The following is a 12379-nucleotide window of genomic DNA, read 5'->3' on the forward strand; positions in this document are numbered from 1 at the left end:
CCGAGGTCAATCAGGCCGTGGTGACGGGGATCTTGGACAGCGACACGCTCTGGGCGATCTTTTCCTTCCATTCGGCAGGCCCCGTGTTGTGCACCGAGATGCCGTTGGCGTCGACCGCCACGGTCACCGGCATGTCCTTGACCTCGAATTCATAGATCGCTTCCATGCCCAGGTCGGCAAAGCCCAGCACCTTGGCCGACTTGATCGCCTTGGAAACCAGGTAGGCCGAGCCACCCACGGCCATCAGGTAGGCCGACTTGTGCTTCTTGATGGCTTCGATGGCGGCGGGACCGCGCTCGGACTTGCCGATCATGGAGATCAGGCCGGTCTGCTCCAGCATCATGTCGGTGAACTTGTCCATGCGGGTGGCGGTGGTCGGGCCGGCCGGGCCCACCACTTCGTCACGCACCGGATCGACCGGGCCGACGTAGTAGATCACGCGGTTGGTGAAGTCCACCGGCAGCTTCTCGCCCTTGGCCAGCATGTCCTGGATGCGCTTGTGGGCGGCATCGCGGCCGGTCAGCATCTTGCCGTTCAACAGCAGGGTCTGGCCCGGCTTCCAGGAGGCGACTTCTTCCTTGGTCAGGGTATCCAGATCAACGCGCTTGGACTTCTCGGTGTCGGCCACCCACTGCACTTGCGGCCAGTCCGACAGCGACGGCGGTTCCATGTACGCGGGGCCCGAGCCATCCAGCACGAAGTGGCCGTGGCGGGTCGCGGCACAGTTGGGGATCATTGCCACCGGCTTGGAAGCCGCATGGGTCGGATGCATCATGATCTTCACATCCAGCACGGTGGTCAGGCCGCCCAGGCCCTGTGCGCCGATGCCCAGTGCGTTGACCTTCTCATAGAGCTCGATACGCAGCTCTTCGGTCTTGTTCTGCGGGCCGCGCTTCAAGAGCTCGTACATGTCGATGTCTTCCATCAGCACTTCCTTGGCCATCAGCATGGCCTTCTCGGCAGTGCCGCCGATACCGATGCCCAGCATGCCCGGCGGGCACCAGCCGGCACCCATGGTGGGCACGGTCTTCAACACCCAGTCCACCAGGTTGTCGGAAGGGTTGAGCATGACGAACTTGGTCTTGTTCTCGGAGCCGCCGCCCTTGGCCGCGATCTGCACGTCCACCGTATTGCCGGGCACCAGTTCCATGTGGATCACGGCCGGGGTGTTGTCCTTGGTGTTTTTGCGCTCGAACTGCGGGTCGGCCACGATGGAGGCGCGCAGCACGTTGTCCGGGTGCGAGTAGCCGCGGCGCACGCCTTCGTTGACGGCATCGGCGATCGAGCCCGAGAAGCCTTCGAAGCGCACGCCCATGCCGATCTTCAGGAACACGTTGACGATGCCGGTGTCCTGGCAGATCGGGCGCTTGCCCTCGGCGCACATGCGCGAGTTGGTCAGGATCTGGGCGATCGCATCCTTGGCGGCCGGGCTCTGCTCGGTCTCGTAGGCGCGCGCCAGGTGTTGAATGTAATCGGCCGGATGGTAGTAGCTGATGTACTGCAGCGCGGCGGCGACGGATTCGATGAGATCGTCTTGCTTGATGATGGTCATGGCTGGTTCTCTCGGTTTGGATGAGGCAAAGTCAGTGCGGCTTGTCGGAGGGTTCGGAAGGATGCACCATCAGCCGGTCGCAATAGGCGATGGCCATGGCCGACAAAAGGAAGGCGATATGGATGCCGGTCTGGGCGATGAGCGTCTTGGCGTCATACAGATTGGCATTGATGAAGGTTTTGAGCAGATGGATCGACGAGATCCCGATGATGGCCGTGGCCAGCTTGACCTTCAGGACAGAAGCGTTCACATGCGAGAGCCACTCCGGCTGGTCCGGATGGCCTTCCAGGTTCATGCGGGAGACGAAAGTTTCATATCCCCCCACGATCACCATGATCAGCAGGTTGGAAATCATCACCACGTCGATCAGCGCCAGTACCACCAGCATGATGGTTTGTTCATTGAGCTTTTCCGGGCGGATGGCACCGGGGATGGCGACCGCATCGAGGATATGATCCAGCGAACTGGCGCTGCCCATGGCCGCGCCGATCAGGTCCACCAGCTCGACCCAGAAGTGATAGACGTAGACGCACTGGGCCAGGATCAGGCCCAGATAGAGCGGCAGCTGCAGCCAGCGGCTCATGAAAATCAGGTTGGGCAGGATGCCGATCTTGCGGGGAGGCTGGGGCGACGAGTTTTTCATGTGTCTGGCTACGCTTGATTCTGGCGGATTATGGCGATATCCGATGATGGTACCGATGCCGCTGTCGCAGCATGGCGTCGGATTTGGGGCCGTATTCTACACGCCCTTGGGCCAATTCCGGGGACGGCCCTTCATCCAATGGCCGATCCGCTGTGCACCCGGCTGCAGCCATGCCTGCGGGAAACATCATCCTGTGCCAGAATGCCAAGATGTTGTCTTGAACATCAGAGAACATCGCAGCGATATGAAGTTCTGCGTCCATGTAGCCCGGGTGGCATCTGCCGCCCCTGCTTGCGCACGTGGCCGCCATTGCTGGTCAGCCCTGATGCAAGCGGCCTGCCGCGCCGGAGGGGCGCTGCTTGTGTAAGGACTGAGTAAGTGAAACGGCCTATGTTTTGCGGAAAGCAAAAACAAACCTAGTGGAGACTACCGTGGCAGACATCGAAACTTTCAAGCAAGAGAACCGCGTATTCGCACCCCCGGCCGAGCTGGTCAAACACGCCGCCATTTCAGGCATGGACGCCTACCATGCCCTGAACGCCGAATTCGCCAAGGACTACGAAGGCACCTGGGCCAGGCTGGCCAAGGACAACCTGAAGTGGCACAAGCCCTTCACCCAGACACTGGATGAATCCAATGCGCCGTTCTACAAGTGGTTCGCCGATGGTCAGGTGAACGTCTCGTACAACTGCCTGGACGTCAATCTGGAAAACGGCAATGCCGACAAGACCGCCATCATCTTTGAATCCGACGATGGCAAGGTCACCCCCGTGACCTACCGCGAGCTGCACCGCAAGGTCTGCCAGTTCGCCAATGGCCTCAAGTCCCTGGGCATCAGGAAGGGCGACCGTGTGGTCATCTACATGCCGATGTCGGTCGAAGGCGTGGCCGCGATGCAGGCGTGTGCGCGTATCGGCGCGACCCACTCGGTGGTGTTCGGCGGCTTCTCCGCCAAATCCCTGCACGAACGCGTCATCGACGCCGGTGCAGTGGCCGTGCTGACCTCGGATTACCAGGTGCGCGGCGGCAAGCAGCTGCCCCTGAAATCCATCGTCGACGAAGCGCTCGCCATGGGCGGCTGCGACACGCTCAAGCACGTGGTCGTCTACAAGCGCGCCGGTGCCGAGATCAACTGGGTCGAAGGCCGCGACCTGTGGCTCTCCGACGTGGTGGCCAACCAGCCCGACACCTGCGAGCCGGAATGGGTCGATGCCGAGCATCCGCTGTTCATCCTCTACACCTCCGGCTCCACCGGCAAGCCCAAGGGCGTGCAGCACGCCTCGGCGGGCTACCTGCTGTGGGCCGTGCTGACCATGAAGTGGACCTTCGACATCAAGCCCGATGATGTCTACTGGTGCACCGCCGACATCGGCTGGATCACCGGCCACACTTATATCGCCTATGGCCCGCTGGCCGTGGGCGCGACCCAGATCGTCTTCGAAGGCATCCCGACCTATCCCAACGCCGGCCGCTTCTGGGACATGGTGGCGCGCCACAAGGCCACCATCTTCTACACCGCACCCACCGCGATCCGTTCGCTGATCAAGGCGGCCGATGCGGATGAGAAGGTCCATCCCAAGCAATATGACCTGTCATCGCTGCGCATCCTCGGTTCGGTGGGTGAGCCCATCAACCCGGAAGCCTGGATGTGGTACTACAAGAACGTCGGCCGCGAGAACTGCCCCATCGTCGACACCTTCTGGCAGACCGAGACCGGCGGCCACATGATTTCGCCGCTGCCGGGCGCCACGCCGCAGGTGCCTGGCTCCTGCACGCTGCCGCTGCCGGGCATCACGGCGGCCATCGTCGACGAGACCGGCAACGACATCCCCAACGGCAATGGCGGCATCCTGGTGGTCAAGCGTCCGTGGCCGTCGATGATCCGCACCATCTGGAACGATCCGGAACGCTTCAAGAAGAGTTACTTCCCCGAGGAGCTGGGCGGCCATATCTACCTGGCCGGCGACGGCGCGGTGCGCAACAAGGAAACCGGCTACTTCACCATCACCGGCCGTATCGATGATGTGCTCAACGTCTCCGGCCACCGCATGGGCACCATGGAAATCGAATCGGCGCTGGTCGCCAACAGCATCGTGGCCGAGGCCGCCGTGGTCGGTAAGCCCGATGAAACGACCGGTGAATCGATCTGCGCCTTTGTGGTGTTGAAACGTCCGCGCCCGACCGGCGAGGAAGCCAAGCAGATCGCCAAGGAGTTGCGCGACTGGGTGGCCAAGGAAATCGGTCCGATTGCCAAGCCCAAGGAAATCCGCTTCGGCGACAACCTGCCCAAGACGCGCTCCGGCAAGATCATGCGCCGCCTGCTGCGCGTGCTGGCCAAGGGCGAGGCGATCACGCAGGACGTGTCCACGCTGGAAAACCCGGCCATCCTGGACCAGCTGAAGGAAGCGCAGTAAGCCAGTTTGCAGGCGAGCCGGCAGGGCAGGGCGTTGCAGGATGGACGCCGGCCCTGCCGGTTTTTTATGGTCTTTTTGAAAAATATGCAGAAAAGACTTGGCTTCGGTGAGAAGCTTGCTATAATGCATGGCTTCGCTGAATGCGAACCCGAATCCAGGAGAGGTGGATGAGTGGTTTAAGTCGCACGCCTGGAAAGCGTGTATAGGTTCATAGCCTATCGGGGGTTCGAATCCCCCCCTCTCCGCCAGTATGAATAAAGGCCTGCAGCGATGCGGGCCTTTTTCTTGTGCTATTCAAAAGCGGTTGTGCTATTCATCAGCTATAGATTCGAAAAGCGAGGAAGCAGATCTTGATCTGCAAGGCGAATCTCAATGGCATTTGCTGCCTTGATGTGCTCCTTGTTTTTTACAGAGAACGTTTCGTCCGAGACGCTGACGACGATTGTTCCTTTCTGCTTCTTGTCTTTGTCCCGAACCGCAATCAGCTCTGGAGCCTCTGGTACCTGTGCGGGAGTCAAAATCTCAGGCAAATAGAGCATCCAGCCGACGCCAGGGTGATCTTCAAAGACGGCATGTCGGGTTGCATAGGGAGGAGGGCTTACCTGAATAAATGGCGCAGGGAAGATTTCTAGAAGTGTATTGATAATCTGAACAATATTTCCCTTTTTCTCTAGTGCTTGCACAGCCTTGGAATTGAGTTCGAAAGAGGACCTCGAGTGATTAGAGGCAATTGCCACTTTGTGTAGCAAGACGGCGCCGCCTGTATCTTCTTTTCCGTTCCATACACCTAATCTTCGAAACTGTTCAGATCGGTCAGATTTTTCCTCTTCTTGAAAAATAGCGATAGCTGCTGGTGATGGTCCATTTTTATCAAAGGCGATGTTACGCCGGGCGTTGTCAGGGGTGTCCGCCGGTGGGCACCAATCCTCAAGCGGCATACCTATTTGGTCCAAGAGAATGGCCACTCGCCAAAGCTGATTAAGTTGCTCAGAAATGCTGGGCAGCGTTTCGAGCCCAGATCGATAGGGGAATTTAATGTTCATCGGATTACGGCATAAAAACCACGGTTATTAGCAGTCCTTCGTCCAGAAATATTCGCTTCATGTGATCGGCAACGAATTTCTCCATGAAGTACCAATTGAGTCTTGCGGGCGGAGAAGCCGTTGTAACACGACTTTGTTTTTCCGCTTGATTCATCAGTTCTTGATATCCGGTGAAAGAGAAAAAGAACTTTGGCGTGTCCGTCTCTTGATCAAAAAAATGTGCATATCGGGCCTTCGCTTCCTGCAAGAGACATTCAGAAGAGCGGAATCCATCGAAGTCCACACCAGAAAATGCCCACTCAGTATAGGGCGCAAAGCCCGTCACTCGCGCTTGGTACTCGCGAGAGATATCGGACATATTCCATCGCCGCGACACTACTGCACCGCCGTTAGGCGGACATTCCTTACATTTTTCGCTCTGCTTTGTCACGTCAACTTGAGCAAGCGGCTTGCTTTGAGCTTCTTCAGCTTTATTGGAATTTGTATAGACCGCAGCGGCGCCGCCCGCTACGACAGCAGTGCCAGCTATTCCCAGCCACGCTGCTACTTCAGCAGAGATGACCGGCACGAACGGGATAGCGAGAAAACCCATGCTTATTCCTCTTCTTGTTCTGAAGTGCGAGCAAAGTAGCGCAGCACATCTTTCATATCAGTCAGCCGCTGCTCAGGCGTGGCATCGGGCTTGCTCAGGTATTGTTGCGTCTCCGGCCGTTGGAATATTCCGGGCAGATCGGCGGACATGTACATCATGTAGATGAGCGAAGGCGTCTGCGTGAATCCAAGGTTCAGCCCATTGTCATAGGCGGCGCGCATTCGTCCGATGATCTCGGCGCGGTCTGGCTGCGCCTGGAGATCAGCCCGATCTGCCAGGAACTCATCGGCAACCGCAGCAACGAAATTGTCAGTGTCGCGGGCCTGTATCTTCTGGAATTGTTCTTCAGTGATTCTGAGCATGATGCCTTCCAATGCGCACACGACGGCCATCCATGAAAAACAGCCATTCGGTAATCCCTTCGAACAGATAGCTACGCTGCGCCTCATCAAAATCCCGCGCGGCATTGGCCAGCGCTCGCGGATCCCATAAACGCAGCAGGGCCTGTCGACCGTCTGGCAGCACGACCTGCACGCGGGCCTACAGCGTGGCCGCCATTTCATCCAGGCCCATTGGACTGATGAGCCATGACACTGCGGGAGACCTTGCTTCCAGTCGCGTCACATCGCCGTGCAGATCGGCGGGAGCGTTTTCGGCATCCAGTAGCCACGGTCCTGATGGAGCGAGATGCGCATCGACCGTACCGAGGAAGAGCCCGCGCATGTACAGATCTTCCTCAAGGGCCTTTTCGTAATGAGCCTGGTAGTGAAAGCCATCCACCAGGGCATATAGCTTGAGGTGCGGCATGGTGCTGCGCAGTTGCGCAAGCCGCTGTTGAATGTCGGCAGGCATCAGTCGCGCACGATCATGGTTGCGCCGGACTTCGCTGCATTCATCAGGCAACTGAGGCAGATGCCAGAATCTGCTGGGGGCAGTGCATTGGTCAGGGTGCTGGCGGCAGTGGAAGCGTTGGCGGCCGTATCTGCATCCTGTTCCATGGAGTGTGTAGTGACCGCCTGTGTGGCCATCAGGACCGCACCACATGCGGTGCGGTCTCCCTCGCGAGCAGGTGCCTTGCCGTTAGTGATCATGTCTTCGGCACCGGTGGTGATCGGGAAGGTCCCTTTGCAGCGCGGGCAGAAGGTCAAGTCACCGATGCCTGCCACGGCCTTGCCATGGATCAGAAAGGTCTGATCGCCGCTGATGACCGTGCCGCCATGGCTGGTCTTGTCTCCAATGGTGATGAATGGACGACTCATGATTACCTCGCCAGGTTAGACATGACGCACAAGTCGCTACATAGATTGGATTTGACTCAGAACCGAGTCCATCCAAGCGGCATTTAGAGAAATTGAGATTGCATTGGGATAATGATTCCGTTAAGCCTAAAAAATAGGCACCGTTGTGAAAGTCGGCAGGGGGGCGCATCTAGATAGCGGGCATGGCCCTTATTCACATGATTTTCCACCATAGTTGGTGATAACTAACTGATTAAAAATTAATCGAATGACAGCTTTTTCCAGCTTTCCGAGGAAACCCGCATGGCATAGCCAAAGTGCGTTAATTCGAATCCCCCCTTTCCGCCAGTAGTCAAAAAAGCCCCGCACTACGGGGCTTTTTTTGGGGAAAAATTAATCCGATCGGTGGCCTGCCGCAAACCACCTTCCCCTTCCAAAACCCACTTTTAACTGCAATTCAACAATCCCTCTGACGTCGTAATCATCAGCTTGTTGTCTTTGCGGAGCGGGCATCGCGACCTCGCGCGGATGGATCCGCTGCTGACGACGCGGTTTTTTTGCGCAAGTGGAAAAAGAGCCAGATCGCAAATGCCGATCCGCAAATCGTGGCGTAGAGAAGATAAAAATACGCCACCGTTTTTAGTATGCTTTGGGCGCCTTGGATCAAATCGAGGAGCATCTGTGTCTTTAAGTTCTTGATCACTCTTCGGTATTCCGGCTTCGCTATCCCGGCGCCCATTCGAAGAGGAAGGATCTGTTGGTTATTGCCTTTGGGCAATCGTGATGGTAGCCGGAAACATCCAGCCAAGGATAATATTTAACCCCTTTTGCGCATGTCGAACCTGTGTGTGGGATCGCCGATACAGTCCATCCTCACCTCTTGGGAAATGAAGCGTCCACGAGGAGCGGGCGATTCCGATTGATACCGTAGTTGTCCCATAGTCGAACCGGCCGATGAGCGTACCATCGCATCCCATCGCTTCCCTGGACCTGATGATCAGCACGATGCCCACCCGTTTCCCTGCACTGAATCCGACCTTGCAGCTGATAGTCGCAGCGCTGCTGCTTGTCCTCATGATGACCGCGTGCGTCACTGCCCATGCCCAGGATCGCCGCATGGTAAGCGAGCCATCGCTGCCGCCGCAGTCGGCCGTCTGTATCACACTGCTGCCCGTGCCGGCCAGTTCGTCTGCTCAGGATACCCGCCGCTTGCAGCAGGCCATCGATGCCTGCGGTGCCGGCCAGGCAGTCAGGCTGATGGCCGGCATTGCGGGCGGCCGTTTTGTCAGCGGCCCGCTGGTGATGAAGTCAGGCGTCACGCTCTGGCTCGACGAGGGCGTCACGCTTGTGGCCGCCGCTGATCCTGCCTTGTTTGATCGCAATGGCCGCTGCGGCACCATTGACGAGAAGGGTGCGGGATGCCGGCCCTTCCTTCTCTTCGAAGGCACGCGCGGCGGAGGCATCGTCGGCACAGGCCGCATTGACGGGCAGGGCGGCGAGATCATGGCGGGCAGTACGCAATCCTGGTGGCAACTGGCCCGGCGCGCGCAGCAGGAGCACGGCAAACAGAACGTGCCGCGCCTGATTCAGGTGGTGCATGCGCATGACATCACGTTCTATCGCATCACCCTCACCAATGCGCCCAACTTCCACCTCTCCCTGAGCCAGACCGAGGGCGCGACCCTCTGGGGAATACGGATCGATACCCCCGCCGACGCCCGCAATACGGATGGCATCGATCCTGCCGACTCGCAGGATGTCACCATCGCCCACAGCTTCATCCGTACCGGCGATGACCATATTGCGATCAAGGCCGGTCATGGCGGCACCCGTTACGTATCCATCGTGGACGATCATCTGTATTGGGGGCATGGCTTGTCCATCGGCAGTGAGATAGCGGGCGGCGTGAGCGACATTCTGGTTCGCGATGTCAGCATCGATGGGGCCGTCTCCGGTCTGCGGATCAAGAGTGATGCGAGCCGCGGTGGCCTGGTCAGCGCGGTCCGTTATGAGAATGTATGCCTGCGCAATAATCGCCATCCGCTGGAGTTTGATACCCGCTATGATGCCCACGCCAAGGGGGATGCCATTCCGGTCTATCGCGATATCCTGCTGCGCCATGTCAGCGGAGAGGGCGGCAGTCTGGTGGTGCGAGGCCATGATGCGGATCACCCGCTGGCGCTGATGCTCGATGGCGTGGCCTTCGCTGGAGGAGCCATCTGGCAGGTGGACTATGCGCATTTGGGCGCGGGGCCGGGTGGCGTATCCCCTCTGCCGGCCGGACTGACCGCGCCGCCGGCCGGTGTGGAACAGATGCAATGCGCTGCGCGCTGGGTGCCGTTTCCGTCCGGCTGATGGGCCGCGCCGGGTCGGCATTGTTCATTGAACTTACTGGATGGTGATGCCCGGATAAACGCCAAAGTCATCGTGGCGCGTAGCGAAGAATCAACGCAGAATCAGCGCAGAATCAGCGCACTGCTCTCCAGCGAGCGCCGATGTTTTCTTCCGTCTTCTGTCCCTGGTTGCGTTGACCGGTTCAGTGCAACATCGCTCCGGCACCCGCCTCGAGATCAGCACATTGCGCCAGTTCTTCCTGTTCCTCGATGAACAGCAAGAACTCCATGTGATTCCTCGCATGTACCCACGCCGCCAGCGTGCGCCCGCCTTGCGCGTGCGCAGCGTTGATATGCCGGGCCATCAAGGCGCCCAGGCACTGCCTGATCTCGCCGGATTCCGCACCGGCCGCATGCATCGCCACGAGGCAATTTCTGGTCGCGCTGCGGATCAGGTCCCCGACGATGAGATTGGCTCCGGCCTTCCCGGCAAGCTCCGTGACGATAGCCACGTATCGGTCAGCAATATTTTTTACAAAATGATTGATCATCGTTTCTCCCCTTGATGACTTTATCCCGCTTCGCCAACACAACACCATCAGGAGAATCCTGAGCCCTCTGCCTTCGCGCGCCGGATCGGGATAACTTTGTGACCGCCAACCTCAGGCAATCTCTGATGGTGAAGCCCGGTTGTCCTAACGATAATGGGGCCATCAGACGTCACCGTGCAGGGGAGAGCAATGGGAGTGTGTTCGATCAAGGTGGCGTCCCGGGCAGCCAGGCGATTCGTGGCCGCCGTGTGTGTCATCATCATCGCGCTGGAAACATGGACCAGCTGGCGCGGCCATGCCGCCGAGATGGAGGATGCGTTCCGCTCCACGGCCAACATGGCGCTGGCGCTGTCGCAGCATGCGGACCAGGCGCTGGATGAAGTCGATATCGTGCTCAGGGAGGTGCTGGAGCAGATGCAGGGCAAGCCGCTCGCATCGACGGACAAGGAGCGCGTGCATAACTTCCTGGTCCGCAATGTCGGCGAGGTGGAGCAACTGGCGGGCCTGTTTGTCTATGATGAAAAAGGCGCATGGATCGCCTCGTCCCAACCTGTGCTGGAAACACGTTTCAACAACAGCGACCGCGATTATTTTCAGTATCACCAGGCGCATCGCCTCGACTCCCCTTTCATCGGCAAGCCCTTGCGCAGCAAGTCCACGGGGCATTGGGTGCTGACCATGAGCCGGCGTATCGACAAGCCCGACGGCACGTTTGGCGGGGTCGTTGTGGCCACGCTGGACATCGATTTTTTCGAGCGCTTCTATCGCCAGTTCGATATCGGACAGCGAGGCACCATCTTGCTGGTCTCCAACGACGCCACCGTGCTGTATCGCCGGCCATTGCGGGTCGACTCGATGGGAATGTCGCTGGAGCATTCGCAACTGTTCCAGCGTTATGTCAGATCTGCCGAGGCGGGCCAGGTCGAATTACGTTCGACGCAGGACGGTGTGCTGCGCATCCAGAGCTTCAGACACCTTGCGAGGTATCCGCTCTTCGTCGCCGTTGCCGTCTCCAAGGATGAGATCCTGCAGACCTGGAGGCGACATGCCCTCTGGCGCGCTGCCGGCATCATCCTGCTCCTGCTGGCCATCGCTTACGGGGGTAACAAGATGGTCGCGCAGGTGTCGCTGCGGGAACGCGCCCAGGCCGAGGCCGTGCAGGCAAAGTCCGAGCTGGAGACGATGTTCCAGGTGCTGCAGAGCCAGTCGCGGCGCGACGGACTGACCGGTGTCGCCAACCGCCGTTATTTTGATGAACTGCTGGCGTCGGAAACCGCGCGCTTCTCCCGGTCGGGCGGGGCGTTCTCGCTGCTCATGATCGACGTCGATTACTTCAAGCAATACAACGACCGGTATGGCCACGCGGCCGGCGACATCTGCCTGAAGGCGATCGCCTCAGCCATCTCGGCGGCCGCTCAGCGTGAAACCGATACGGTGGCGCGCTACGGCGGCGAAGAATTCGCGGTATTGCTGCATGAATGCGGCCGTGCCGGTGCCCTCGTCGTTGCCGGGCGCTTAATCGCAGCGGTCAGGGCGCTCGCCATTGCGCACGCCGCCGCTGAAGACGGACTGGTCAGCGTCAGTATCGGCATCACCTCCATCGAATCGAGGAAAGGGTTCGACTGCCTTCCGCGCGAGCTCATCGACAGCGCCGACAGGGCGCTCTATCAGGCCAAGGAACAGGGGCGCGCCCAATGGGTGTTCCGGGAATTCAGCGGCAGCGGGACCAGAGTAGCCTGGTCTGCCTAGCTCCACCGGCAGGCCTCAGGCGGCGCCTGCCGGGGGCGCCTCGTCGTCGGCAGCGTTCGGACTTTTCTCCACCAGCACGCCACCGCGCCCGATGCGCTGGATACCGGCCGGGGCATTGAGCGGGGGCTGTCCGCCCAGCGTGCCTTCGTGGCCCGCAGGTTCCTTCTCGACATGGGTCCGGGTGGGGCCTTCCTTGGGGCGACGCGCCTGGTCTTCGTCTAGCTCAGTGTCGTGCTGATCGTTGTGTGGGGGCAGGGTCATGGA

General features: G+C 59.4%; 11 protein-coding genes, 1 tRNA gene and 1 pseudogene. 4 read left to right on the forward strand and 9 right to left on the reverse strand.

The annotated features are described in order from the left end of the window. Positions 1 to 10: 10 nt before the first annotated feature. Both AACH55_RS07225 and AACH55_RS07230 read right to left on the reverse strand, forming a co-directional pair. Positions 11 to 1552 carry a fumarate hydratase gene (locus AACH55_RS07225; RefSeq protein ID WP_338718767.1) on the reverse strand — a complete coding sequence of 514 codons (1542 nt, stop codon included), beginning with the start codon at positions 1550 to 1552 and terminating at the stop codon, positions 11 to 13. A 31-nt stretch (positions 1553 to 1583) separates the two neighbouring features. Next, a complete protein-coding gene (locus tag AACH55_RS07230; protein WP_338718768.1) occupies positions 1584 to 2195 on the reverse strand; it encodes a YqhA family protein in 612 nt (203 codons plus the stop codon). A gap of 431 nt (positions 2196 to 2626) precedes the next feature. Between AACH55_RS07230 and acs the strand changes: the two genes are divergently transcribed. Both acs and AACH55_RS07240 read left to right on the forward strand, forming a co-directional pair. Continuing rightward, complete coding sequence (gene acs / locus AACH55_RS07235; RefSeq protein ID WP_338718769.1) at positions 2627 to 4609, forward strand: acetate--CoA ligase; 1983 nt, start codon at positions 2627 to 2629, stop codon at positions 4607 to 4609. Positions 4610 to 4766: 157 nt separating this feature from the next. Next, positions 4767 to 4857: transfer RNA gene (locus AACH55_RS07240), tRNA-Ser, on the forward strand. A gap of 72 nt (positions 4858 to 4929) precedes the next feature. Here AACH55_RS07240 and AACH55_RS07245 read toward each other — a convergent pair. From AACH55_RS07245 to AACH55_RS07265, 5 genes and pseudogenes are all read right to left on the reverse strand, one after another. Next, positions 4930 to 5652: an immunity 52 family protein gene (locus tag AACH55_RS07245; protein ID WP_338718771.1), complete on the reverse strand. Its 723-nt coding sequence runs from the start codon at positions 5650 to 5652 to the stop codon at positions 4930 to 4932. Positions 5653 to 5656: 4 nt separating this feature from the next. Further along, positions 5657 to 6244, reverse strand: coding sequence for a restriction endonuclease fold toxin 5 domain-containing protein (locus AACH55_RS07250; RefSeq protein WP_338718772.1), 588 nt, complete (start codon positions 6242 to 6244; stop codon positions 5657 to 5659). A 2-nt stretch (positions 6245 to 6246) separates the two neighbouring features. After that, on the reverse strand, positions 6247 to 6606 hold the full coding sequence (locus AACH55_RS07255; protein ID WP_338718773.1) for a hypothetical protein: 360 nt from the start codon (positions 6604 to 6606) through the stop codon (positions 6247 to 6249). Further along, positions 6590 to 7096, reverse strand: a pseudogene (locus tag AACH55_RS07260) (DUF4123 domain-containing protein). Before AACH55_RS07260 ends, AACH55_RS07255 begins: the two are co-directional and overlap by 17 nt. Next, positions 7096 to 7503 (reverse strand): PAAR domain-containing protein, encoded by a 408-nt coding sequence (locus tag AACH55_RS07265; RefSeq protein WP_338718774.1) that lies wholly within the window; start codon positions 7501 to 7503, stop codon positions 7096 to 7098. The pseudogene AACH55_RS07260 and the gene AACH55_RS07265 overlap by 1 nt, the downstream one beginning before the upstream one ends. 933 nt (positions 7504 to 8436) lie before the next feature. Between AACH55_RS07265 and AACH55_RS07270 the strand changes: the two genes are divergently transcribed. After that, positions 8437 to 9837 carry a glycosyl hydrolase family 28 protein gene (locus AACH55_RS07270; protein WP_338718775.1) on the forward strand — a complete coding sequence of 467 codons (1401 nt, stop codon included), beginning with the start codon at positions 8437 to 8439 and terminating at the stop codon, positions 9835 to 9837. Between the two features lie 181 nt (positions 9838 to 10018). On the opposite strand, the gene AACH55_RS07275 is transcribed toward AACH55_RS07270, so the two are convergent. Continuing rightward, positions 10019 to 10366, reverse strand: a complete 348-nt coding sequence (locus AACH55_RS07275) for a hypothetical protein (RefSeq protein WP_338718776.1) — start codon at positions 10364 to 10366, stop codon at positions 10019 to 10021. Between the two features lie 246 nt (positions 10367 to 10612). On the opposite strand from AACH55_RS07275, the gene AACH55_RS07280 reads away from it, so the two are divergent. Continuing rightward, a complete protein-coding gene (locus AACH55_RS07280) occupies positions 10613 to 12115 on the forward strand; it encodes a sensor domain-containing diguanylate cyclase (protein WP_338718777.1) in 1503 nt (500 codons plus the stop codon). Between the two features lie 15 nt (positions 12116 to 12130). On the opposite strand, the gene AACH55_RS07285 is transcribed toward AACH55_RS07280, so the two are convergent. Beyond that, a complete protein-coding gene (locus tag AACH55_RS07285) occupies positions 12131 to 12376 on the reverse strand; it encodes a hypothetical protein (protein WP_338718778.1) in 246 nt (81 codons plus the stop codon). Positions 12377 to 12379: the final 3 nt, after the last annotated feature.

Origin of the sequence: Herbaspirillum sp. DW155, assembly GCF_037076565.1 — a bacterium.
Taxonomy (GTDB): Bacteria; Pseudomonadota; Gammaproteobacteria; order Burkholderiales; family Burkholderiaceae_D; genus Herbaspirillum.

Coding starts and splice junctions, on each gene's coding strand:
- AACH55_RS07225 (WP_338718767.1), bottom strand. CDS start 1,552: ATGACCATCATCAAGCAAGACGATCTCATCGAATCCGTCGCCGCCGCG.
- AACH55_RS07230 (WP_338718768.1), bottom strand. CDS start 2,195: ATGAAAAACTCGTCGCCCCAGCCTCCCCGCAAGATCGGCATCCTGCCC.
- AACH55_RS07245 (WP_338718771.1), bottom strand. CDS start 5,652: ATGAACATTAAATTCCCCTATCGATCTGGGCTCGAAACGCTGCCCAGC.
- AACH55_RS07250 (WP_338718772.1), bottom strand. CDS start 6,244: ATGGGTTTTCTCGCTATCCCGTTCGTGCCGGTCATCTCTGCTGAAGTA.
- AACH55_RS07255 (WP_338718773.1), bottom strand. CDS start 6,606: ATGCTCAGAATCACTGAAGAACAATTCCAGAAGATACAGGCCCGCGAC.
- AACH55_RS07265 (WP_338718774.1), bottom strand. CDS start 7,503: ATGAGTCGTCCATTCATCACCATTGGAGACAAGACCAGCCATGGCGGC.
- AACH55_RS07270 (WP_338718775.1), top strand. CDS start 8,437: ATGAGCGTACCATCGCATCCCATCGCTTCCCTGGACCTGATGATCAGC.
- AACH55_RS07275 (WP_338718776.1), bottom strand. CDS start 10,366: ATGATCAATCATTTTGTAAAAAATATTGCTGACCGATACGTGGCTATC.
- AACH55_RS07285 (WP_338718778.1), bottom strand. CDS start 12,376: ATGACCCTGCCCCCACACAACGATCAGCACGACACTGAGCTAGACGAA.